Below are 21,921 nucleotides of genomic sequence, written 5' to 3'. Positions count from 1 at the left end.
GGCGCCGCAGGACCCTGCCAGTCTAGGAAATGCCATCTTTCGGGCAGCTTTCGCCCGCTGGTGAAATTTCTCATGGTTATCCCTAGTTTGTAAAATTGACCGAGCCGCCTTTCCCATGAAGCTCCTGCTCATCGAAGACAACCTGCAGCTGGCCCACTGGCTGGCCAGCCTGCTGCGCGAGCAGGATTTCGTGGTGGACCACATGGAGGACGGGGATGCGGCCGACCGCCAGCTGCAGCAGGCGCGCTACGACGTGGTGCTGCTGGACCTGAACATCCCGCGCCTGTCGGGCAAGGGCGTGCTGCGGCGGCTGCGCGAGCGGCGCGACGAGGTGCCGGTGCTGATCCTGACCGCGGCCGCCTCGCTCGACCAGAAGGTGCAGTGTCTGGAAATCGGCGCCGACGACTATCTGGTCAAGCCGTTTGAAGCCCGCGAGCTGGTGGCGCGCATCAAGGCGCTGGTGCGCCGCCAGGTGCCGGGCAAGGCCAATGACATGAGCTGCGGCGACCTGCGCTACGACCTGCGCACGCGCCAGTTCGCGCTGGCCGGGCGTGAACTGGCGCTGCCGCCGCGCGAGCGCACGCTGTTGGAGACGTTGATGCTCCGGAGCGGCAGCACGGTGCCCAAACAGACGCTGATCGACGGCCTGTTCGATCTGGACGACGAGCCCAGTGCCGACGCGCTGGAGCTCTACGTGCACCGCCTGCGCAAGAAACTCGAGGCCAGCCAGGCCACCATCATCACCCTGCGCGGCGTCGGCTACCTGCTGCGCACGCGTGACGATGGCTAGCCTGCGCCTGCGCCTGGCGGCGTGGCTGCTGCTGCCGCTGTCGGTGTTCGTGGCGGTCTGCGGCTATCTCAACTGGCAAAACGCGGCGGAGGTGGCCGATTACGTGCAGGACCACGACCTGCTGGCCTCGGCCAAGGTGTTGTCGGACCGGCTGATCTGGGAAGGCGACGACATCCGGGCCAGCGTGCCGCCGGCGGCGCTCAGTCTGTTCGTCTCGCCCGCCCGCGACCGGGTCTTCTTGAGTGTGACGGGTGCCGATGGCCGGCTGCTGGCAGGCTCGCCGGGTTTTCCCATGCCGCCGTCACGGCGACTCGAAGGGGTGGACCGGGCGCAGTGGTATGACGCCACGTTCGACGGCCTCCCGGTGCGCGCGGTGATCACCCAGCGCTCGATGTACGACGTGGGCGGCGCGCAGGATGTCACGATTGCGGTCGGCAAGACCACCGGCAGCCGCGACCAGATGCTGCGCACCTTGTGGTGGCCGTCCATGGAGTATTTGCTGGTCGCGCTGGTGCTGGCCATCGTGCTGACGACGCTGGCGCTGACCTGGGAGCTGCGCCCGGTCGTGCGGTTGAGCCGCCAGCTCGCGCAGCGCGACCCGCTGCACCTGGACTTCGTGGTGGATGCGCATGCGCTGCACACGGAGCTGCGCCCGGTGGCCGACACCATCAACCGGTTCGTGCGCCAGCTCAGGATGCACTCCGAGGCGCAGCGGCGCTTTATCGCCGATGCGGCGCACCAGCTGCGCACGCCGCTGGCGCTACAGGCCTCGCAGATCGAGTACGCGCGCTACACGCGAGCGCACCGGCAGAACTGGGAGACGCGCCGCGCCGACATGGATGCGCTGTGGCTCGCCATGCAGACCAGCAACCGCCGGCTGGTGGACGTGACGAACAAGCTGCTGCTGCTGGCGCAGGCCGAGCATGGCGATGCACACACACGGCTGCAGCAGGTCGATCTCGCCGCGGCGGCGCTGCGCAGCGTGGAGCAGCTGGCGGCGCTGGCGGACCGGCGCCATATCGACCTGGGGCTGGACGCGCCGCAGGCTGCGGGCAGTGCGGCGGTGCAGGCGCAACCCGCGCTGCTCGATGCGCTGGTGGGCAACCTGCTGGAGAACGCGCTGCGCTACACCCAGGACGGCGGGCGCGTGACGGTGGGGGTGCGCCTTGCCGGCGCGGTCGTCGAACTCACGGTGGAAGACAACGGGCCGGGCATCCCGGCCGAGGCGATGGAGCGCGTGTTCGAGCGCTTTTACCGCGTCTCGCAGGACACCGAGGGCACGGGGCTGGGACTGGCGATCGTGCAGGAGATCGCGCGCGCGTTCGGCGCCACGGTCCAGCTCGCCGCCAACCCGCACGAGGCGCACGGCCTGCTCGTGACGGTGCGCTTTCCCGCGGGCGTCCCCATGTAAAAAGCCCCCGCAGGTCGTGCAACCTGCGGGGGCTTCTGTGGCCTGCTTCGCTGGCCGGGCCAGCGAAGTCGGTCAGGGGGATTACATGCCCATGTCGCCCATGCCGCCCATGCCACCCATGCCGCCAGGCATGCCGCCGCCGCCAGCGCCAGACTCGTCCTTCGGCGCCTCGGCCACCATGGCTTCGGTCGTCAGCATCAGCGAGGCCACGGAGGCTGCGTTCTGCAGCGCGGTGCGCGTCACCTTGGTCGGGTCCAGAATGCCCATTTCGATCATGTCGCCATAGGTGTCGTTGGCCGCGTTGAAGCCATAGTTGCCCTTGCCGTTCAGCACGGCGTTGACCACCACGGAGGCTTCGCCACCGGCGTTGTAGACGATTTCGCGCAGCGGGGATTCGATGGCCTTGAGCACCAGCTTGATGCCGGCGTCCTGGTCGGCGTTGTCACCCTTGATGGTGCCTGCGGCCTGCTTGGCGCGCAGCAGCGCCACGCCGCCACCGGCCACGATGCCTTCTTCCACCGCAGCGCGCGTGGCGTGCAGGGCGTCTTCGACGCGGGCCTTCTTTTCCTTCATCTCGATCTCGGTGGTCGCACCGACCTTGATCACGGCCACGCCGCCGGCGAGTTTCGCAACACGCTCCTGCAGCTTTTCGCGGTCGTAGTCGGAGGTGGCTTCCTCGATCTGCACGCGCACCTGCTTGACGCGGGCTTCGATGTCCTTGGCTTCGCCGGCGCCATCGATGATGGTAGTGTTTTCCTTGCCCACTTCGATGCGCTTGGCCTGGCCCAGGTCAGCCAGCGTGACTTTTTCCAGCGTCATGCCGACTTCTTCGGCGATGACCTTGCCGCCGGTCAGGATCGCGATGTCTTCCAGCATGGCCTTGCGGCGATCGCCGAAGCCCGGGGCCTTGACAGCCACGACCTTCAGGATGCCACGCAGGGTGTTGACCACCAGCGTGGCCAGGGCTTCGCCCTCGACTTCTTCGGCAATGATGAGCAGCGGACGGCCGGCCTTGGCGACTTGCTCGAGCGTGGGCAGCAGGTCGCGGATGTTGCTGATCTTCTTGTCGAACAGCAGCACGAACGGGTTGTCCAGCAGCGCGGACTGCTTTTCGGGGTTGTTGATGAAGTAGGGCGACAGGTAGCCGCGGTCGAACTGCATGCCTTCAACGACGTCGAGTTCGTTGTCCAGGCTCTTGCCGTCTTCCACGGTGATCACGCCTTCCTTGCCAACCTTGTCCATCGCATCGGCAATGATCTTGCCGATGGATTCGTCGGAGTTGGCGGAAATCGAGCCGACCTGGGCAATTTCCTTGGAGGTGGTGGTGGCCTTGGAGGCCTTCTTCAGCTGTTCGACCAAAGCGACCACGGCCTTGTCGATACCGCGCTTGAGGTCCATCGGGTTCATGCCGGCGGCCACGTACTTCATGCCTTCGTGCACGATGGCCTGGGCCAGCACGGTGGCGGTGGTGGTGCCGTCGCCAGCATTGTCAGAGGTCTTGGACGCGACTTCCTTGACCATCTGCGCGCCCATGTTCTGCAGCTTGTCCTTCAGTTCGATTTCCTTGGCCACGGACACACCGTCCTTGGTCACGGTGGGGGCGCCGAACGAACGCTCAAGCACCACATTGCGACCTTTGGGGCCCAGGGTGACCTTGACCGCATTGGCCAGGATGTTCACACCCTCGACCATGCGCGCGCGGGCTTCGCCGCCGAAAATGACGTCTTTTGCTGCCATGTTGATTCTCCAGATTCAGTTGATTGATAACGTGTGAAAGAGCGAGAAATTACTTCTCGACGACCGCAAACAGGTCTTCTTCTTTCATGACAAGCAGTTCGTCGCCATCGACCTTGACGGTCTGGCCGCTGTATTTGCCAAACAGCACGCGGTCGCCGACCTTGACGGCCATCGGGCTCAGATCGCCCTTGTCGTTCTTTTTGCCCGGGCCCACGGCCAGCACTTCTCCCTGATCGGGTTTTTCGGCGGCGTTGTCGGGGATCACGATGCCCGAGGCGGTCTTGGTTTCGCTTTCAACGCGTTTGACGATCACGCGGTCGTGCAGAGGACGAAGTTTCATTGCATCTCCTTGTTTTGAAACAATAGGGTTGGAACATCAAAAGGCACCAGCCAGAAGTCAGTGCCCATGAATTTGTGGAGCCGGTGCAGGCCAGGATGGCTGTTAGCACTCATCTCCTACGAGTGCTAATGATACGGGCTTTTGTGCCGATTTCAAGTCCACAGGGCCCGCAAGCGCAAAAAGAAAGCCGCCCAAGGGGCGGCTTTCAAGGCAGCGCAGGAGCGGTTACAGGCCCGCGGCGGCCCGCAGCACCTTGGCCTTGTCAGTGCGTTCCCAGCTGAACTCGGGCTCCTCGCGGCCAAAGTGGCCATAGGCGGCGGTCTTTTCGTAGATCGGGCGCAGCAGATCCAGCATCTGGATGATGCCCTTGGGGCGCAGATCGAAGTGCTCGTTGATCAGCGCGGCGATTTTCTCGTCGGAGATGACCCCGGTGCCTTCGGTGTAGACCGTCACGTTCATGGGCTTGGCCACGCCGATCGCGTAGGCCACCTGGATCTGGCATTGCCGCGCCAGGCCGGCGGCCACGATGTTCTTGGCCACGTAACGGGCGGCATAGGCGGCCGAGCGGTCGACCTTCGTCGGGTCCTTGCCGGAGAACGCGCCGCCGCCGTGCGGGCAGGCGCCGCCATAGGTGTCGACGATGATCTTGCGCCCGGTCAGGCCGCAGTCGCCCTGCGGGCCGCCGATGACGAAGCGGCCGGTCGGGTTCACCAGGTAGCGGGTTTCCTTCAACCACTCCCTGGGCAGCACCGGCTTGATGATTTCCTCGATGATGGCTTCGGTGAACGAGGCCTTCATCTTCGTCGGGGTCTCGCTCTGGTCGGGGCTGTGCTGCGTCGACAGCACCACGGTGTCGATGGAGTGCGGCTTGCCGTCCACGTAGCGCATCGTCACCTGGCTCTTCGCGTCGGGCCGCAAAAAGGGCAGGCGGCCGTCCTTGCGCAACTGCGCCTGGCGCTCGACCAGGCGGTGCGCGTAATAGATCGGCGCGGGCATCAGCTCGGGGGTTTCGTTGCAGGCGTAGCCGAACATCAGGCCCTGGTCGCCGGCGCCGGTGTTCAGGTGATCGTCGCTGGCGCGGTCCACGCCCTGGGCGATGTCGTTGCTCTGCTTGTCGTAGGCGACCAGCACGGCGCAGCCACGATAGTCGATGCCGTACTCGGTGTTGTCGTAGCCGATGCGTTTGATGGTGTCGCGCGCGACCTGGATGTAGTCGACGTGCGCGTTGGTGGTGATCTCGCCGGCCAGCACCACCAGGCCGGTGTTGGTCAGCGTCTCGGCGGCCACACGCGACAGCGGGTCCTGTTTGAAGACCGCATCGAGGATGGCATCCGAGATCTGGTCGGCCACCTTGTCGGGGTGACCTTCGGAGACGGATTCGGAGGTGAAAAGGAAGTCGTTCGCCATTGTGTTTAAGCTCCTGTGTTGCGAGTGGCCATACGTTGTTGCGTTGCCTCTGGCTTTGGAGCCCCCTGGCGAACGCTTTAGCAGACTTATTTAACGGGCCCGCCGCTTCTCTATACTGGCTGGCCCTGGTCGCCCTGCAAGTTGTTCAGTAACTCAGCGACCCCCGCATTGTAGTCAACCCATGCTTTTCCTGTTCCGCGTCCTGTCCATATTGCCGCTATGGCTACTGCATCTCCTGGGTTGGTGGATGGGCTGGCTGACCTTCCTGGCCTCACCCACCTACCGCCGCCGCTTCCTGGCCAATCTGGCACAGGCCGGCTACCGTTTGCGCGACGTCCGCCAGGCGGTGGGCCACGCCGGCCGCATGGTGTCGGAGTTGCCGCGCCTGTGGCTGGGCGGCCCGGTGCGCCTGGAATGGGACAACGAGGCCTGTATCGAGGCGGCTTATCAGGCCGGGCACGGGATCGTGTTCCTGACCCCGCATATCGGCTGTTTTGAAGTTACGGCGCAGGCCGTGGCCGCGCGCTATGGCGCGCAATACGGCCTGTTGACCGTGATGTTCCGCCCGGCGCGCCAGCCCTGGCTGGCCGAGGTGGTGGCGTCCTCGCGCCATCGGCCGGGCCTGGATACCGCGCCCACCACGCTGGCGGGCGTGCGCAAGATGCTCAAGGCCATGCGCCGCGGCCAGGCCGTGGGACTGCTGCCCGACCAGGTGCCGCCCGAGGGCCAGGGCCTGTGGGCGCCATTTTTTGGCCGCGAGGCGTACACCATGACGCTGGCCGCACGGCTGGCGCAGCAGGGCGGCGCCACCGTGCTGCTGGCCTGGGGCGAGCGGCTGGCCTGGGGCCGGGGTTATCGTCTGCACTTTCGCGGCCTGGCCCGGCCGCTGGCGCCGGACCTGGCGCAGGCCGTGCTGCAGATCAACGGGGAGATGGAGCAGCTGGTACGCGAGTGCCCCCAGCAGTACCTGTGGGGTTACGCGCGCTACAAGCAGCCGCGCAAGGAAACTTTGGACGTATGAAGATTGCAAGTCATGGCGGAATATGGTTCATGCGCGGGCTCAGCCGGCTGCCGCTGGCGTGGATCCGTGCCCTGGGCTGGGGCATGGGCTGCGTGCTGTATGTGCTCGCGGTGCCGCGCCGGCGCGTTGCCAGCACCAACCTGATGCTCTGTTTTCCGGAGCATACTGCGCAGCAACGGCGGGCGCTGGTGCTGCAAAACTTCATTTATTTTGCGCAGACCTGGCTGGATCGCAGCTGGCTCTGGCACGCGAGCCCGCAGGTCACGCTCAGGCGGCTCAAGCTCACGGGGGAGGTGGCGCAGCTAGCCGGCGACGCGCCGACCCTGATCTTTGCACCGCATTTTCTGGGCATGGACGCCGGCGCCACGGCCCTGTCGCAGCAGGTGCCGCGCAATTTCAACACCATCGTCACGCCGCAGCGCAACGAGATCGTCGACGACTGGATCTCGCAAGGGCGCCGGCGCTTTGGCAACGCGCGGCTGTTCACCCGGTTCGACGGGACCAAGACCATCGTGGCCAGCCTGCGCGCGGGCGAGCCGCTGTATCTGCTGCCCGACATGAATTTCGGGCCGCAGGAGTCGATCTTCGTGCCCTTCTATGGCGTGCAGGCCGCCACCGTGCCCTCGCTGTCGCGCTTTGCCCGGCTCGGGCGCGCCAAGGTGGTGCCGGTCATCACGCGCATCACGGCGCAGGGCTACGAGACGCGGGTGCTGCCGGCCTGGCTGGACTTTCCGAGCGACGACGTGGTGGCCGACACGGCCCTGATGAACCGGCGCCTGCAGGACTACATCGACACCATGCCCGAGCAGTACTACTGGGTGCACAAGCGCTTCAAGACGCGCCCGCCGGGTGAGCCGTCAGTGTATTGACAGGTCGCGCCGGCTTTCTCAATTATTGAGCATTTAAGGCCTGTAGCCCTTACCCTGCCTGCGCACTTCGCTATCTATTTTGTAGTAAAAAGTCGTGCAGGTACTGAGCCACCCGATGCGGCTGCTCGTGCACGATCCAGTGCGTGGCCCCTGCCACGGTGTGCAGCGTCAGGTCTGCGACGTAGTCGCCGAGCCCGTCGATCAACTCGGGCGGCAGGGCGATGTCGTCCAGCGCCCAGACCACGAGGGTCGGCAGCGCGACGGTCAGCATCTCGCGCGGCAAGGTCACGCTGGCGGCGGCCGGGTCCCCGGGCCGGGGCGGGCGCAGCGGCGAGGCGCGGTAGTAGTTGCAGCCGCCCGTCAAGCCGCTGCCGCCATCGGCGCGCGGGCCCCAGACGGCGCGGTACTGATTCTTCACCGATTCGGTGAGCCAGGACGCGGCGCCGCCGCTGGGGCCATTGGTCAGGAAGGGCCACAGGCGCTCGAAGTCGTTCTCCGCTAGCCGCTGCTCCGCGTCGGGGCGAATCAGGAAGTTCATGTAGGCGCTGGCGGCCTGCTGTTTCGGATTGGTCTGCAGCTCGCGCAAAAACGTGCCGGGATGCGGCGAATTGACGATGGCCAGCGTTTTCGTGAGTTCGGGCCGCTGGTTCGCCAGGTTCCAGGCCACCGCGCCGCCCCAGTCGTGCGCCACCAGGCAGGCCAGCGCGCCGCCCGCGGTGGCGGTTTCCAGCGCGATCAGCGCCGCGATGTCCTGCACCAGGTGCTTGGGGCGGTAGGCGCTGACCTCCATGGGCGCGCTGGATTTCTCGAAGCCGCGCAGGTTCGGTGCCACGCAGCGGTAGCCGCCGTTCTCGGGCCGGGCGAAGTGCAGCAACAGTTCGTCCCAGACAAAGGCGGCTTCGGGAAAGCCGTGCAAAAACATCAGCACGGGGCGTCCGCGCAGGCCAGTGGCGCGGCAGCTCAGGGTGATGCCGTGCGGCAGGGGTTGCAGAAACGTGTCGATCATGGGGCTCGTCTTGCTATAAATCCAGTAGCTGCCAGTGCCCGTGGATCAAGGGCTAGGCGTCGGTTTCACCCTCAAGCGCAGGGTTTTTGGGCGGCGCGGGAGTCGCGGGTGTGGTGCCGGCCGGGTGCGCCCACTGCCACAGCAATTGGCTCGCCTCGTCCACGCCCTGCTTCTTGAGCGCGGAGAACAGTTTGACCTCGCCGCCGCCGGCCTGCAGTCGCACAATGGACAGCACCTTGGCACCTTCGGCGCGCGTGAGCTTGTCGGCCTTGGTCAGCAGCACCAGGAATTTCAGGCCGGCTTCGACGCGCGGGCGGATCACGTCGAGCAGGATCTCGTCGAGTTCGGTCAACCCGTGACGCGGATCGCACAAGAGCACGATGCCGACCAGGTTCTCGCGCGTCACCAGGTAGTTGGCCATCACCTGCTGCCAGCGGATCTTGTCCTGCTTGGGCACGGCCGCGTAGCCGTAGCCCGGCAGGTCGGCCAGCACGGCGTCGGTCACGCCCTGCTTGCCCAAGGAGAACAGGTTGATGTGCTGGGTGCGGCCCGGTTTTTTCGAGGCATAGGCCAGCTGCTTTTGCTGCGTCAGGGTGTTGATGCAGGTGGATTTGCCGGCATTGGAGCGCCCGACAAAGGCAATTTCTGGCACGTCCAGCGCCGGCAGGTGGTGCAGCTGCGGCGCGGTGGTCAGGAATTTGGCGGTGTGCAGCCAGCCCGACGCAATGACGGCGGGCGTTTTGCTGTCCGCCGGTAGCGGGGGAGGCGGGCCGGGGCGGCCCGCGGCGGCCTTGGGGGCGTGCGGTGTGGAGGTGATAGTCATCGATCTTGAGGGGCCGCCCGGAAGGACAGACGCACCCTCATTGTAGAATCAGCCAGTTTTGCGCAAATAAACAGACCTCCCCATATGAAGTTGCTCGCCTCCTTGTTGATGACTGCCGTGCTGGCAGCACCCGCTCTTTCCAGCTTCGCTGCGGACGACGCGTCTGCCGCTCCCGCGGCGGCCACCGCAGTGGTCGCCAAGCCCGACCTGGTCAAGGGCGCGGCCAGTTATGGGGCGGTGTGCGCGGCCTGCCACGGCGCCGACGGCAATTCGAGCATTGCCGCCAACCCCAAGCTGGCGCAGCAACACCCCGAGTACCTGATCAAACAGCTGCAGGATTTCAAGTCGGGCAAGCGCGCCAACCCCATCATGTCCGGCATGGCGGCCACCCTGTCCGATGACGACATGAAAAACATCGCCTACTGGCTCACCTCGAACAAGGAAAAGCCGGGATTTGCCAAGGACAAGGATCTGGTGGCGATCGGCGAGCACCTTTACCGCGGCGGCAATTCCGACCGCCATATCCCGGCGTGTGCCGGCTGCCACAGCCCCAACGGCGCCGGCATTCCCTCCCAGTATCCGCGCCTGAGCGGGCAGCAAGCCGAGTACACCGCGGCGCAGCTCACGGCGTTTCGCGATGGCGTGCGCAAGAACAGCCTGCCCATGTCCGAGGTGGCCGCCAAGCTCAATGACCGCGAAATCAAGGCGCTGGCCGACTATATTGCCGGCCTGCGTTGATTTTTTGAGGACGGGAGCGGGCGATTTGTTCTTGGGTTGAACAATTCGCTGATGTCGTGCTGGAACCTATGGCGGCCTGTCGCCATCCAATAACAAACCCTGACGGGGGCGGGCCTATCTGCGGATAGCCTCGCCCTTGCTGCTTGAGTCACCGACAATCCACCTCTATGTCAGTTTCCACCCACGGACTCCGTGTCAAGACCCGCTCGCCCGTGCTGCGCGCCGCCGTCGAGTTGCTGTCGTCGATGCGCTTTTCGATCTCGCTGCTGACAATCATCTGCATCGCGTCCGTCATCGGCACCGTGCTCAAGCAGCACGAACCCATCGGCAACTACGTCAATCAATTCGGCCCGTTCTGGGCCGAAGTCTTTGCTGCGGTCAACCTTTACTCGGTCTACAGCGCCTGGTGGTTCCTGCTGATCCTGGCCTTTCTGGTGATCAGCACTTCGCTGTGCATTGCCCGCAATACGCCCAAGATTCTGGCCGACCTCAAGGTCTACAAGGAAGACATCCGCGAGCAGAGCCTGCAGGCGTTCGGCCACCGGGCCGAAGCGGCGCTGGACGAGGGGGCCGAAGCAGCGGCCCAACGCGTCGGCAAGACACTGGCGGGCGGCGGCTGGAAGGTCAAGCTGCAACAGCGCAGCAATGGCTGGATGGTGGCGGCCAAGGCGGGCTCCATCAACAAGCTGGGCTACATCGCGGCCCACAGCGCCATCGTGCTGGTGTGCGTGGGCGGGCTGCTCGATGGCGACCTGGTCGTGCGGGCCCAGATGTGGATGGCCGGCAAGTCGCTCTACACCGGCGGCGGGCTGATTGCCGACGTGAAGCCGCAGCACCGGCTGCCCTCCAACAATCTGGCGTTCCGCGGCAATTTGCTGGTGGCCGAGGGCCAGCAGGCCAGCACCGCGGTCATCAACCAGGCCGACGGCATCGTGCTGCAGGACCTGCCGTTTGCGATCGAGCTGAAGAAATTCATCGTCGAGTACTACTCGACCGGCATGCCCAAGCTGTTTGCCAGCGATGTCGTGATTCGCGACAAGGCCACGGGCCAGACCACGCCTGCCCGCATCGAGGTGAATCACCCGTTCAAGTACGACGGGGTCGAGATCTACCAGTCCAGCTTTGACGATGGCGGCTCCAGCGTCAAGCTGCAGGCGCTGCCCATGAATGCGGCCACCAAGCCGTTCCAGATCGAGGGCGTGATCGGCGGCTCGTCCCAGCTCACGAAAGGCCAGGGCCAGGGCAACGACAAGCTCACGCTGGAGTACACCGGCCTGCGCGTGATCAACGTGGAGAATTTTGGCGACGGGGCGGCTGGCGGCACCGGCACCGACGTGCGCAAGGTGAATTTGCGCAGCTCCCTCGATTCGAGCCTGGGGGCGGCCAACAAGTCGGCCACCAACAAGGCGCTGCGCAACGTCGGCCCCAGCGTGACCTACCGGCTGCGCGATGCGTCCGGCCAGGCCCGGGAATTCCAGAACTACATGCTGCCGGTCGACATGGGCGACGGCGTGCCGGTCTTCCTGCTGGGCGTGCGTGACACGCCCGATGAACCCTACCGCTACCTGCGCGTGCCGGCCGATGACCACAGCAGCATGGACGGGTTCATGCAGTTGCGCGCCGCGCTGGCCGACCCGGTGCTGCGCGAGGAGGCCGTGCGGCGCTATGCGGCCCAGGCCGTGGACCCCTCCAAGCCGGAGCTGGCGCGTCAGCTGGCGGCGTCGGCCTCGCGCGCGCTCACCCTGTTCGCAGGCGCGGCCGACGTCAAGGGCGGCCCGGACGGCCACCGCGGCGGCCTGCAGGCGGTGTCCGACTTCATCGAGACCAATGTGCCCCAGGCGGAGCGCGCCCGCGCCGGCGAAGTGCTGATCCGGATTCTGAATGGCACCTTGTTCGAGCTGGAACAGATCACGCGCGAGCGCGCCGGCTTGCCGGCGCTGGTGCCTGGCGAGAAGACGCAGAGTTTCATGACGCAGGCGGTGCTTTCGTTGAGCGACGCGCAGCTGTATCCTGCGCCCATGGCGTTTGCGCTGAAGGATTTCAAGCAGGTGCAGGCCAGCGTGTTCCAGGTGGCCCGCGCGCCCGGCAAGAATATTGTGTATCTGGGCTGCGCCCTGCTGATTTTTGGCGTGTTCTCGATGCTCTACGTGCGCGAACGCCGGCTCTGGGTCTGGATCACGCCGCAGGGCGACAAGGCGCACGCGACCATGGCGCTGTCGACCAATCGCAAGACCATGGACGGCGATCGCGAGTTCGATCATTTGAAGCACAAACTGATTGGTGCAAAGGACTAAGGACATAGCATGAATACGGCGACCAGCAGCATCACCCTGACCTTGCATGAAGGTTTCTTTGCCCGGCGCAACTGGCTCGACTGGCTGTTCGCCGCACTGGTCGTGGCGGGCGGCCTGTTTGCCCTGTCGCGCTACGGCGCCTACATGGATGTGTACGAAAAAGGCATCCTGTTCGCCGCCATGCCGGCGGCCATCTGGCTGGGCTGGTTCTGGCGCCCGGTGCGCGTGCTGATGATGGTGGTGGTGGCGCTCTCGCTGCTGGCGATTGCGTCGTACCAGGTGGACGGGCAGGCGCATCTGTCGCAGGCCGAAAACGTGTTCTGGCTCAAGTATTTCCTGTCCAGTCAGTCGGCCATCCTGTGGATGAGCCTGCTGTTCTTCATGAGCACCACGTTCTACTGGCTCGGCATGTTCGGCGGCGGGCAAGGCAGTGAAGCGGGTGCCACGCACGGGGGCGCGAGCCACGCGCAGACGGGTGAGGCAGCGCTGAAGGTGCAAGGCGGCACGATGGAGCTGATCGGCTCGCGCATTGCCTGGGTGGCCATCACCATGGCGCTCACGGGCACCATGGTGCGCTGGTACGAGAGCTATCTGGTCGGCGCCGACGTCGGCCACATCCCGGTCAGCAATCTGTACGAAGTGTTCGTGCTGTTCTCCTGGCTCACGACGGCGTTCTACCTGTACTTCGAAGCGCAGTACAAGACGCGCGCGATGGGCGCCTTCGTGATGCTGGTGGTCAGCGCGGCCGTGGGCTTTCTGCTGTGGTATTCGGTGGTGCGTGGCGCGAGCGAAATCCAACCGCTGGTGCCCGCGCTCAAGAGCTGGTGGATGAAGCTGCATGTGCCGGCCAACTTCATCGGCTATGGCTCGTTCTCCCTGTCGGCCATGGTGGCGTTCGCCTACCTGATCAAGAAGCAGGCCACCGAGACCCGCTGGTACAAGCTGACGCCGATCTGGCTGCTGGGCATCGCGCTGTGCTTCGTGCCGATTGCCTTTCGCGAGCGCGGCGTGGCCCAGGCGGGCGGCAGCTACTGGGTCGGCTACGCGCTGGTCGCGGCGCTGATCGCCGCCGGCATTCTGTTCGGCCGCAAGCGGATTGCGCAGCGCCTGCCCCGCGTCGAGGTGCTGGATGACGTGATGTACAAGTCGATTGCCGTCGGCTTTGCCTTCTTCACCGTGGCCACCGTGCTCGGCGCCTTGTGGGCGGCCGAAGCCTGGGGCGGCTACTGGAGCTGGGACCCGAAGGAAACCTGGGCGCTGATCGTCTGGCTCAACTACGCCGCCTGGCTGCACATGCGCCTGGTGAAGGGCCTGCGCGGCACCGTGGCGGCCTGGTGGGCGCTGTCGGGGCTGGCGGTCACGTCGTTTGCCTTCCTGGGCGTCAACATGTTCCTGAGCGGGCTGCACAGCTACGGCACGCTGTAGGGAACTTTGTAAGAATGGCGGCTGTCCCACGACCCATGGGAACACAAGGACACTGCCATGTTGATCAAGACGCACAAAGACGGCTTTAGCCACGCGGCACCCGGCGAGATCACGCCGCGGCGCATCTACGAAGGGCGCCGTGATCTGATGAAGCTCATGGCCACCGGCGTGGCAGGGGCCGCCATGGCATCCCTGGCCGTGCGCGATGCGCGGGCCCAGACGGCGGCGCGCCCCGGCAAACTGGCGGCGCTGGCCGGCATCCCGTCGAGCGTGCCGGGCGCCGTGACCCTGGAAAAGCTCACCAGCTACAAAGACATCACCAGCTACAACAATTTCTACGAGTTCGGCACCGACAAGGGCGACCCGGCCGCAAACGCCCACACGCTGAAAACCACACCGTGGACGGTGGAGGTGGAAGGGCTGGTCAGGAAGCCCGACAGATACACGCTCGAAGACCTGCTCAAACTGAGTCCCCAGGAAGACCGCATTTACCGCCTGCGCTGCGTCGAAGGCTGGTCGATGGTGATTCCCTGGGTCGGCTACTCGCTGAGCGAACTCATCAAGAAGGTCGAGCCGCTGGGCAGCGCCAAATATGTGGAGTTCGTGACGCTGGCCGACCCCAAGACGATGCCTTTCGTCGGCTCGCGCGTGCTCGACTGGCCGTATGTGGAGGGCCTGCGCATGGACGAGGCCCTGCACCCGCTGGCGCTGCTGGCCTTCGGCCTGTACGGCGAAGTGCTGCCCAACCAGGACGGTGCGCCGGTGCGCATGGTCGTGCCCTGGAAATACGGCTTCAAGAGCGCCAAGAGCCTGGTGAAGATCCGCTTTACCGACAAGCAGCCGGCCACCGCCTGGAACAAGGCCGCGGCCAATGAATACGGGTTTTATTCCAACGTCAACCCCAACGTCGATCACCCGCGCTGGAGCCAGGCCACCGAGCGCCGCATCGGCGAGGATGGCCTGTTCGCCAAGCGGCGCAAGACGCTGATGTTCAACGGCTACGAGGCCCAGGTCGGGCAGTTGTACGCCGGCATGGACCTGAAGAAATACATCTGATGGCGGCGCTGCCCAGACTGTTGCTGCATCCTGCGGCCAAGCCATTGCTGTTTGCGCTGGCGCTGCTGCCGTTCGCATGGCTTGTGGTTGGCGCGTTCACCGACGGCTTGGGGGCGAATCCGGCGGAGTACCTGCTCCATGCCACGGGCGACTGGACGCTGCGTTTCCTGTGCCTCACGCTGGCCATCACGCCGCTGCGCGTGATGGCCCGTCTGCCTGCGCTGGCACGCTTTCGCCGCATGCTGGGACTGTTCGTCTATTTTTATGGGGTGCTGCACCTGCTGAGCTACAGCTGGTTCGACAAGGGCTTCGACGTCGCCGACATCACGAAGGACATCGGCAAGCGCCCGTTCATCCTGGTCGGTTTCTCGGCCTTTGTGCTGCTCACGCCGCTGGCGGCCACCTCGTTCAACCGCGCCATCCGCGCGCTGGGTGCGGGGCGCTGGCAGGCACTGCACCGGCTGGTGTATCTGATCGCGGGGCTGGGCATCCTGCATTTTTTCTGGATGCGCGCGGGCAAGCATAACTTTGCCGAGGTCGCGGTGTATGGCGCCATCGTGAGCGGGCTGCTGGGCTGGCGCCTGCTCCAGTTTTTGAAGAAAAAACGCCCCATGCCCTTGCTGTTCATGCGCAGGCAGCTATCAAAACAATAGTAGTCACCTGATTCCCAGGCGCCGGGTGGCTGGCGCTAGGACAGCAAAATTTCACCGCGCATCTGGTCTGCAGCGCTTTCGCGCCGGCGGATGAGCGCGGCCTGGTCGCCATCGACCAGCACCTCGGCGGCGCGCCCGCGCGTGTTGTAGTTGCTCGCCATGCTCATGCAATAGGCACCGGCCGACAGCACGGCCAGCAAGTCGCCCGGCTGCAGCGCCAGCGCCCGGTCACGGCCAATCCAGTCGCCGCTTTCGCACACCGGGCCCACCACGTCCCAGCTGGCCGGCGCAGGCGCGCCAGCGTCGCGCCGTGACAGGGGCACGATTTGTTGAAAGGCCTGGTACATGGCGGGGCGCGGCAGGTCGTTCATCGCGGCATCGATGATGCAGAAGTTTTTTTCTTCCCCGGGCTTGAGGTACAGCACCTCCGAGAGGCATACGCCGGCGTTGCCGACCAGCGAGCGGCCGGGCTCGATCATGAGCCGGCGCTGGCCAAAGCCGCGCGCGTCGAGCCGGGCCAGCAGCTGCGCCCACAGCACGTCCGCGGGCGGCGGAGTTTCTCCGTTGTAGTCGATGCCCAGGCCGCCGCCAAAGTCGAGGTGCTGAATGGGAATGCCCGCGGCCTCGATCGCCTCGACCAGGTCCAGCACCCGGTCCATCGCGTCCAGATAGGGCGTGGCCTCGGTGATCTGCGAGCCGATGTGGCAGTCAATGCCCACTACCTGCAGGCCCGCCAGCGCGGCGGCGCGCTGGTAGGCGCCGAGTGCCCGCTCATGGGCCACGCCAAACTTGTTGCCTTTGAGGCCGGTGGAAATGTAGGGGTGCGTCTTGGGGTCCACGTTCGGGTTCACGCGGATGCTCACGCGCGCGGGCTTGCCCGCGGCCAGCGCCACCTCGTTCAGCACCTCGAGCTCGGCCTCGCTCTCGACGTTGAAGCAGCCGATGCCCGCGTCAAGCGCCTGGCGCATCTCGGCGCGGGTCTTGCCCACGCCGGAAAAAATCACCCGTGCGGCGTCGCCGCCCGCCGCCAGCACGCGCTCGAGCTCGCCGCCCGAGACGATGTCGAAGCCGCAGCCGGCCTGCGCAAATACCTGCAGCACACCCAGCGACGAGTTGGCCTTCATGGCGTAGCAGATCTGCGCCTTGCGGCCCGCAAAGCCGCGCTGGTAGGCGGCCAGCGCCCCCAGCATGGCGGCCTTTGAATAGACGAACAGGGGCGTGCCGTGTTCGCGCGCGAGGTCGGCCAGGCGCACGTTTTCGGCATACAGCTCGCCGTCGCGGTAGGCAAAGTAGGGCTGGCCTGGCAGGGCCGCGGATGGTTTTGGTGAGGTCATGGAGTGGCGGCCGGCGAGGAGGCGCTAGAGGCGGGGGCAGAGGCTGCAGGGGCAGGCGCAGGGGCTTGGGCGGGTTGGCCGGGTCGCAGTGTCTGGATGAGCGTGGCACGCTGCGCGGCGGCAGGCTCCGTGGGCAAAAACAGGGCGCCTTTTTGGCCGCAGGCGGACAAAGTCAGCAATGCCGTTACAGTCAAGGCCGCCCAGGCGGTCAAGGCGACCGTGGCACGTGCAAGGCCCATCGCCGGGGCTAGAATTTTGGTAACGAACGACATCGCTAAATTGTAATGACCACTGTAATGACCGACTCCCAATTCATGGACCTGGCGGAAACGCTGCTCGCGCAGATCGAGTCGGGTTGCGACCGCATCAACGACGAAACCGAGGTTGACATCGACAACCAGCGCGTGGGCGGCATGATCACCATCACCTTTGCCAACCGCAGCCAGATCGTCGTGAACCTGCAAAAGCCGCTGCATGAGATCTGGCTGGCGGCCAGGTCGGGCGGCCACCACTACAAATTTGACGGCCAGCACTGGGTCGACACCAAGGGCAGCGGCGAGTTGCTCGCCAACCTGTCGCGCAGCGCCAGCGAGCAGGCGGGCACCGCGCTGCGCTTTGGCGCCTGACTCAGCTTTTGAACATATCGAGAATTCGCTGCCGCTCGCTGGGCGCAGGCGGTGACGCCGGCGTGGGTGGTGTGCCTGCCGGGTTCTGCGCCGGCTGGTTGGGCAGCCCCACGCTGCTCACGCCGGCTCCCTTGGCGTACTCGTCGTAATACCACTCGCCCGCGACGTTGACGACGCCTTCGGGCACCGGGGTCTCGGCCACCGGCACGCCCTTGAGCGCGCTTTGCATGAAGTTGATCCAGATCGGCAGCGCCACACCGCCGCCGGTTTCGCGGTCGCCGAGGCTGCGCGGCGTGTCGAAGCCCATCCAGGCGATGGCCGTCAGTGTCGGCTGGTAGCCCGCAAACCAGCCATCCAGGGAGTCATTCGTGGTCCCGGTCTTGCCGTAGATGTCGGGTCGCTTGAGGATGCGCTGCGCCGACGCGCCCGTGCCGGAACGCGTGACTTCCTGCAGCAGGCTTTGCATCACAAAGGCGTTGCGCGCGGGGATGACGCGGGCGGAGCGGTCGGCGACGGGCGGCACAGCCTCTGCCAGCGCTTTGCCCCGGTGGTCGGTCACCTTCGTCACCAGGTAGGGGTTCACGCGGTAGCCGCTGTTGGCAAACACCGAATAGGCCGTTGCCATCTGCAGCGGTGTGACCGAGCCGGCGCCCAGGGCCATGGTCAGATAGGCCGGGTGTTTGTCGGCATCGAAGCCAAAGCGCGTGATCCAGTCCTGGGCGTACTGCGGGCCCACGGCCTGCAGCACGCGGATGGAGACGGTATTGATGGACTTGGCCAGCGCGCGCCGCAGCGAGATCGGCCCCTCGAACGTGTTTTCGTAGTTCTTCGGCTCCCAGGGCTGGCCCCCTGTCACGCCGGCATCGAAAAACAGCGGCGCGTCGTTGATGATCGTCGCCGGGGTAAAGCCTTTTTCGAGGGCCGACGAGTAGATGAAGGGCTTGAAACTGGAGCCGGGCTGGCGCCACGCCTGGGTGACGTGGTTGAACTTGCTCTTGTTGAAATCAAAGCCGCCCACCAGCGCCTTGATGGCGCCGTTGCGCGGATCCATCGCCACGAGCGCGCCTTCCACTTCGGGCAGCTGGGTCACTTCCCAAGTGCCCTTGGGGGTCTGGATCACGCGGATGACGGCGCCGCGCCTGATCTTGACGTTGGACGGCGCCTTGTCGTAGAGCCCCGCCCGGGCCGGACGCAGGCCGTCGCCGGTGATCTCGATGGTGTCGCCGTTCTGGCGGATGGCCGTGATTTTCTTTGCGCTGGCCTGCAGCACCACGGCCGCCATCAGGTCATCGTTGTCGGGGTGGTCGACCAGCGCATCGTCGATCACGTCCTCGGCCTCCTTCGGGTCGGCCGGCAGATCGATGAACTCTTCCGGGCCGCGGTAAATCTGGCGCCGCTCGAAGTCCATGATGCCCTTGCGCAGCGCCTGATAGGCCGCGGTCTGGTCGGCCGCATTCAGCGTGGTGTAGACATCCAGGCCGCGCGTGTAGGTGGCGTCGCCATATTGCGCAAACATCAGTTGCCGCACCATTTCAGCCACGTATTCGGCATGCACGCGCCCCTCCTCGGGGCCGGATTTGACATCCAGTTCCTCTTTTTTGGCGGCATCGGCCTGCGCCTGCGTGATGTAGCCGTTTTCCTGCATGCGCTCGATGATGTAGAGCTGGCGCGAGCGCGCCCGGGCCGGGTTGTTGATCGGGTTGTAGGCCGATGGTGCCTTGGGCAGCCCGGCGAGCATGGCAGCCTCGGCAATGGTGATGTCCTTCAGCGGCTTGCCGAAATACGTTTCGCAGGCGGAGGCAAAACCATAGGCGCGGTTGCCCAGATAGATCTGGTTCATGTAGATCTCGAGGATCTGGTCTTTCGTCAGCCGGTGCTCGAGCTTGAACGTCAGCAGGATTTCATAAATCTTGCGGGTGTAGCTTTTCTCCGCCGACAGGTACACGTTGCGCGCGACCTGCATGGTGATGGTGGAGGCGCCCTGGCTCTTGGCATGCCCGAGGTTGGCCAGCGCGGCCCGGATCACGCCCGGGTAGTCGACGCCGCCGTGCTGGTAGAAGTGCGCGTCCTCGATGGACAGCACCGCGTCCTTCATGATCGCGGGAATGTCCTTGATCGGCGTCAGGTTGCGGCGCTCCTCGCCGTATTCGCCGATCAGCACGCCCTCCGAGGTAAATACCCGCAGCGGCAGCTTGGGCCGGTAGTCCGTGAGCGCGTCGATGTCGGGCAAGTTCGGATAGGCCACGGCCAGCGCCACGGCGATCACCATCAGCAGGGCCGCCGCGCCGGCAACGGCCAGACCCGCGCCCCACAAGGCCAGGCGCCAGAACCAGCGCAGCCAGGCGGGGCTTTGGCTTTCAATGACTTTCGGAGGTTTGGGGGCTTTGTCGGATTCGGGTCGGGCGGGCATAAAAGTCCAGGTGATGTCGCGTCCCCATTATAGAAATCGGAGCGTGGGTTGAAGGCTCCTCGTGGTCGTTACTCGTGTAAGGCCTTGTGCGCCCCAGATCCCCGGAGCAAGCGCCGCTACGCACGAAACGTCGGCTTTTGACAACGGTTGGAAGATGCCGATTTTGGGAATCTCTTGGTTGCACAGAGGTCTTGCTGATAGCATTCACAAGCATTCTTACGCTAGTTCAGTTGTTTTACAGCTGGTTACAGGGGACTTTCTTGATCTCACTGGGATCGTTATTTAGCCGCCAGCCCGCACCCTTGCTCGGTTTGGACATCAGCTCGTCCAGTGTCAAGCTGGTCGAATTGGGCCGTGACAAGGAGGGCAATCTGGTGCTCGAGCGCTGCGCGATGGAGCCGCTCGAGCGCGGCTGGATCACGGACGGCAATGTGGAAAAGTTCGACGAGGTCGCCGATGCGGTGCGCCGCGTCGTGAAGAAAAGCGGCACCCGCGCCAAGAATGTGGCGCTGGCCTTGCCGCCGTCCGCCGTCATCACCAAGAAAATCGTCCTGCCGGGCGGCATGTCCGAGCCGGAGCTGGAGATTCAGGTCGAATCCGAAGCCAATCAGTACATTCCTTTCTCCCTGGATGAGGTCAGCCTGGACTTCTGTGTGGTCGGGCCCAGTGCCTCATCGGCTGGCGACGTCGAGGTGTTGATTGCCGCCTCGCGCAAGGAAAAGGTCCAGGACCGGCAAGGCCTGGCCGAAGCGGCCGGCCTCAAGCCCGTCATCATCGATGTCGAGTCTTATGCCTCCCGCCTTGCGACCGGGCGGCTGATCGAGAACCTGCCCAACAAGGGGCTCGATACCATCGTGGCGCTGTTCGAAGTGGGGGCCTTCACCACCAGCATGCAGGTCATCCGCAACGACGAAGTGCTGTACGACCGCGACCAGGCCTTTGGCGGCGCCCAGCTGTCGCAACTGATCGTGCGCCAGTATGGTTTTTCGCCCGAAGAGGCCGAAGCCAAAAAACGCAATGGCGATCTGCCCGATGACTACATCGACGGGGTCCTGACGCCTTTCGTGGAGAGCATGGCGCAGGAGATCGGGCGCGCATTGCAGTTCTTCTTCACCAGCACGCCGCACAACCGGGTGGACTACATCATGCTGGCCGGCGGCTCGGCGGCCTTGCCCGGCCTGACCGAAGCCGTGACGCAACACACCTCATTTGCCTGCAGCGTGCTCAATCCCTTCGACGGCATGGAAATTGGCGACGGTGTGCGCGAGAAGAAAATGCTGCGCGAAGCGTCGTCCTATCTGACGTCGTGCGGGCTGGCGATGCGGAGGTTTCTGCAGTGATCCTGATCAACCTGCTGCCGCACCGGGAGGCGGCACGCAAACAGCGGCGCGATGCGTTTTATGCCTCACTGGGAGCCGCCGCACTGATCGGGGGGCTGCTGTCGGGCGGAATTTACCTCTGGTACCAGGCGCAAATTTCCAGCCAGGAAAGCAAGAACAACTACCTGCAGGCCGAAAACAAGCGGCTCGACAGCCAAATCAAGGACATTGCCAGCCTGCAGACCGAGATTGCCGCGCTGCGCGCGCGCCAGCAGGCCGTAGAAGATTTGCAATCGGACCGCAACCTGCCGGTGAACCTGCTCAACGAACTTGCCAAGCAGTTGCCGGATGGCGTGTACATCACCAGCATGGTCCAGGAAAAGCAGAAAGTGACGCTCAAGGGTGTGGCGCAATCCAACGAACGTGTTTCCGAACTGCTGCGCAACCTGTCCAACGCCAGCCCCTGGCTGGACCACCCCGAACTGGTGGAAATCGTGGCGGGCACGGTGGCGCTGAGCGCCAGAGACCAGCGTCGGGTATCGAATTTCACGCTGAGCGTGGCGCTGAAGCGACCCAGTGATCCTTCAAAACCTGCCTCCGGTGCCAGTGCTGCTGCGCCACATCCTGCTGCGCCCGCTGCAACGCCGGCGAAGCCGTAACGG

At 65.0% G+C, this 21,921-nt stretch carries 20 protein-coding genes; 12 read left to right on the top strand and 8 right to left on the bottom strand.

The genetic code is table 11. From position 1 onward, the window contains the following. Positions 1-115 precede the first annotated feature (115 nt). Complete coding sequence (locus tag B0E49_RS15835) at positions 116-790, top strand: response regulator transcription factor (protein WP_077563213.1); 675 nt, start codon at positions 116-118, stop codon at positions 788-790. Continuing rightward, on the top strand, positions 783-2,201 hold the full coding sequence (locus B0E49_RS15830) for a sensor histidine kinase (protein ID WP_077563211.1): 1,419 nt from the start codon (positions 783-785) through the stop codon (positions 2,199-2,201). Before B0E49_RS15835 ends, B0E49_RS15830 begins: the two co-directional genes overlap by 8 nt. An 81-nt stretch (positions 2,202-2,282) precedes the next feature. Here B0E49_RS15830 and groL read toward each other — a convergent pair whose 3' ends face one another. The 3 genes from groL to metK form a co-directional block, all read right to left on the bottom strand. Continuing rightward, positions 2,283-3,938, bottom strand: a complete 1,656-nt coding sequence (gene groL / locus B0E49_RS15825; protein WP_077563209.1) for a chaperonin GroEL — start codon at positions 3,936-3,938, stop codon at positions 2,283-2,285. A 49-nt stretch (positions 3,939-3,987) separates the two neighbouring features. Further along, a complete protein-coding gene (gene groES, locus B0E49_RS15820) occupies positions 3,988-4,278 on the bottom strand; it encodes a co-chaperone GroES (RefSeq protein ID WP_077563207.1) in 291 nt (96 codons plus the stop codon). Between the two features lie 225 nt (positions 4,279-4,503). Next, complete coding sequence (metK, locus tag B0E49_RS15815) at positions 4,504-5,685, bottom strand: methionine adenosyltransferase (protein ID WP_077563206.1); 1,182 nt, start codon at positions 5,683-5,685, stop codon at positions 4,504-4,506. A 181-nt stretch (positions 5,686-5,866) separates the two neighbouring features. Between metK and B0E49_RS15810 the strand changes: the two genes are divergently transcribed. Both B0E49_RS15810 and B0E49_RS15805 read left to right on the top strand, forming a co-directional pair. Next, positions 5,867-6,706, top strand: a complete 840-nt coding sequence (locus B0E49_RS15810; protein ID WP_077563204.1) for a lysophospholipid acyltransferase family protein — start codon at positions 5,867-5,869, stop codon at positions 6,704-6,706. Continuing rightward, complete coding sequence (locus B0E49_RS15805) at positions 6,703-7,575, top strand: lysophospholipid acyltransferase family protein (RefSeq protein ID WP_077563202.1); 873 nt, start codon at positions 6,703-6,705, stop codon at positions 7,573-7,575. The genes B0E49_RS15810 and B0E49_RS15805 overlap by 4 nt, the downstream gene beginning before the upstream one ends. A 70-nt stretch (positions 7,576-7,645) precedes the next feature. Here the strand turns inward: B0E49_RS15805 and B0E49_RS15800 are convergent, their stop codons facing one another. Together B0E49_RS15800 and yihA are read right to left on the bottom strand one after the other, a co-directional pair. After that, positions 7,646-8,581 carry an alpha/beta fold hydrolase gene (locus B0E49_RS15800; protein WP_077563200.1) on the bottom strand — a complete coding sequence of 312 codons (936 nt, stop codon included), beginning with the start codon at positions 8,579-8,581 and terminating at the stop codon, positions 7,646-7,648. A 52-nt stretch (positions 8,582-8,633) separates the two neighbouring features. Beyond that, entirely contained in the window at positions 8,634-9,404 is a 771-nt protein-coding gene (yihA, locus tag B0E49_RS15795) for a ribosome biogenesis GTP-binding protein YihA/YsxC (protein ID WP_077563198.1), read from the bottom strand. 84 nt (positions 9,405-9,488) lie between these two features. Between yihA and B0E49_RS15790 the strand changes: the two genes are divergently transcribed. The 5 genes from B0E49_RS15790 (at position 9,489) to msrQ (ending at position 15,570) form a co-directional block, all read left to right on the top strand. Beyond that, entirely contained in the window at positions 9,489-10,142 is a 654-nt protein-coding gene (locus B0E49_RS15790) for a c-type cytochrome (protein WP_077563197.1), read from the top strand. A 167-nt stretch (positions 10,143-10,309) separates the two neighbouring features. Continuing rightward, the gene (locus tag B0E49_RS15785) at positions 10,310-12,436 is read left to right on the top strand and encodes a cytochrome c biogenesis protein ResB (RefSeq protein WP_077563196.1); all 2,127 of its coding nucleotides are present in this window, start codon (positions 10,310-10,312) and stop codon (positions 12,434-12,436) included. Positions 12,437-12,445: 9 nt separating this feature from the next. Then, positions 12,446-13,861, top strand: coding sequence for a c-type cytochrome biogenesis protein CcsB (gene ccsB, locus B0E49_RS15780; RefSeq protein ID WP_077563195.1), 1,416 nt, complete (start codon positions 12,446-12,448; stop codon positions 13,859-13,861). Positions 13,862-13,918: 57 nt separating this feature from the next. After that, complete coding sequence (gene msrP / locus B0E49_RS15775) at positions 13,919-14,917, top strand: protein-methionine-sulfoxide reductase catalytic subunit MsrP (protein WP_077563193.1); 999 nt, start codon at positions 13,919-13,921, stop codon at positions 14,915-14,917. Further along, positions 14,917-15,570, top strand: coding sequence for a protein-methionine-sulfoxide reductase heme-binding subunit MsrQ (msrQ, locus tag B0E49_RS15770; protein WP_174571108.1), 654 nt, complete (start codon positions 14,917-14,919; stop codon positions 15,568-15,570). The genes msrP and msrQ overlap by 1 nt, the downstream gene beginning before the upstream one ends. 35 nt (positions 15,571-15,605) lie before the next feature. Here msrQ and lysA read toward each other — a convergent pair whose 3' ends face one another. Both lysA and lptM read right to left on the bottom strand, forming a co-directional pair. Next, on the bottom strand, positions 15,606-16,904 hold the full coding sequence (gene lysA / locus B0E49_RS15765) for a diaminopimelate decarboxylase (protein ID WP_077563192.1): 1,299 nt from the start codon (positions 16,902-16,904) through the stop codon (positions 15,606-15,608). Continuing rightward, a complete protein-coding gene (gene lptM, locus B0E49_RS20930; RefSeq protein ID WP_077563251.1) occupies positions 16,901-17,143 on the bottom strand; it encodes an LPS translocon maturation chaperone LptM in 243 nt (80 codons plus the stop codon). Before lptM ends, lysA begins: the two co-directional genes overlap by 4 nt. A 57-nt stretch (positions 17,144-17,200) precedes the next feature. Here lptM and cyaY point away from each other — a divergent pair, with 57 nt between their 5' ends. Next, positions 17,201-17,530: an iron donor protein CyaY gene (gene cyaY / locus B0E49_RS15755; protein ID WP_077563190.1), complete on the top strand. Its 330-nt coding sequence runs from the start codon at positions 17,201-17,203 to the stop codon at positions 17,528-17,530. Between the two features lies 1 nt (position 17,531). Here the strand turns inward: cyaY and B0E49_RS15750 are convergent, their stop codons facing one another. Beyond that, complete coding sequence (locus B0E49_RS15750) at positions 17,532-19,940, bottom strand: penicillin-binding protein 1A (protein ID WP_077563188.1); 2,409 nt, start codon at positions 19,938-19,940, stop codon at positions 17,532-17,534. Between the two features lie 260 nt (positions 19,941-20,200). Here B0E49_RS15750 and B0E49_RS15745 point away from each other — a divergent pair, with 260 nt between their 5' ends. Then, the gene (locus B0E49_RS15745; RefSeq protein ID WP_077563186.1) at positions 20,201-21,280 is read left to right on the top strand and encodes a pilus assembly protein PilM; all 1,080 of its coding nucleotides are present in this window, start codon (positions 20,201-20,203) and stop codon (positions 21,278-21,280) included. After that, the gene (locus B0E49_RS15740) at positions 21,277-21,918 is read left to right on the top strand and encodes a PilN domain-containing protein (protein ID WP_077563184.1); all 642 of its coding nucleotides are present in this window, start codon (positions 21,277-21,279) and stop codon (positions 21,916-21,918) included. The genes B0E49_RS15745 and B0E49_RS15740 overlap by 4 nt, the downstream gene beginning before the upstream one ends. The last annotated feature ends 3 nt before the right edge of the window (positions 21,919-21,921 follow it).

The sequence above is a fragment of the Polaromonas sp. C04 genome (assembly GCF_002002705.1).
In the GTDB taxonomy this organism is placed as follows: domain Bacteria; phylum Pseudomonadota; class Gammaproteobacteria; order Burkholderiales; family Burkholderiaceae_C; genus Rhodoferax_A.
This window is presented reverse-complemented; position numbering and strand designations above follow the sequence as displayed.

Coding starts and splice junctions, on each gene's coding strand:
- B0E49_RS15835 (WP_077563213.1), top strand. CDS start 116: ATGAAGCTCCTGCTCATCGAAGACAACCTGCAGCTGGCCCACTGGCTG.
- B0E49_RS15830 (WP_077563211.1), top strand. CDS start 783: ATGGCTAGCCTGCGCCTGCGCCTGGCGGCGTGGCTGCTGCTGCCGCTG.
- groL (WP_077563209.1), bottom strand. CDS start 3,938: ATGGCAGCAAAAGACGTCATTTTCGGCGGCGAAGCCCGCGCGCGCATG.
- groES (WP_077563207.1), bottom strand. CDS start 4,278: ATGAAACTTCGTCCTCTGCACGACCGCGTGATCGTCAAACGCGTTGAA.
- metK (WP_077563206.1), bottom strand. CDS start 5,685: ATGGCGAACGACTTCCTTTTCACCTCCGAATCCGTCTCCGAAGGTCAC.
- B0E49_RS15810 (WP_077563204.1), top strand. CDS start 5,867: ATGCTTTTCCTGTTCCGCGTCCTGTCCATATTGCCGCTATGGCTACTG.
- B0E49_RS15805 (WP_077563202.1), top strand. CDS start 6,703: ATGAAGATTGCAAGTCATGGCGGAATATGGTTCATGCGCGGGCTCAGC.
- B0E49_RS15800 (WP_077563200.1), bottom strand. CDS start 8,581: ATGATCGACACGTTTCTGCAACCCCTGCCGCACGGCATCACCCTGAGC.
- yihA (WP_077563198.1), bottom strand. CDS start 9,404: ATGACTATCACCTCCACACCGCACGCCCCCAAGGCCGCCGCGGGCCGC.
- B0E49_RS15790 (WP_077563197.1), top strand. CDS start 9,489: ATGAAGTTGCTCGCCTCCTTGTTGATGACTGCCGTGCTGGCAGCACCC.
- B0E49_RS15785 (WP_077563196.1), top strand. CDS start 10,310: ATGTCAGTTTCCACCCACGGACTCCGTGTCAAGACCCGCTCGCCCGTG.
- ccsB (WP_077563195.1), top strand. CDS start 12,446: ATGAATACGGCGACCAGCAGCATCACCCTGACCTTGCATGAAGGTTTC.
- msrP (WP_077563193.1), top strand. CDS start 13,919: ATGTTGATCAAGACGCACAAAGACGGCTTTAGCCACGCGGCACCCGGC.
- msrQ (WP_174571108.1), top strand. CDS start 14,917: ATGGCGGCGCTGCCCAGACTGTTGCTGCATCCTGCGGCCAAGCCATTG.
- lysA (WP_077563192.1), bottom strand. CDS start 16,904: ATGACCTCACCAAAACCATCCGCGGCCCTGCCAGGCCAGCCCTACTTT.
- lptM (WP_077563251.1), bottom strand. CDS start 17,143: ATGGGCCTTGCACGTGCCACGGTCGCCTTGACCGCCTGGGCGGCCTTG.
- cyaY (WP_077563190.1), top strand. CDS start 17,201: ATGACCGACTCCCAATTCATGGACCTGGCGGAAACGCTGCTCGCGCAG.
- B0E49_RS15750 (WP_077563188.1), bottom strand. CDS start 19,940: ATGCCCGCCCGACCCGAATCCGACAAAGCCCCCAAACCTCCGAAAGTC.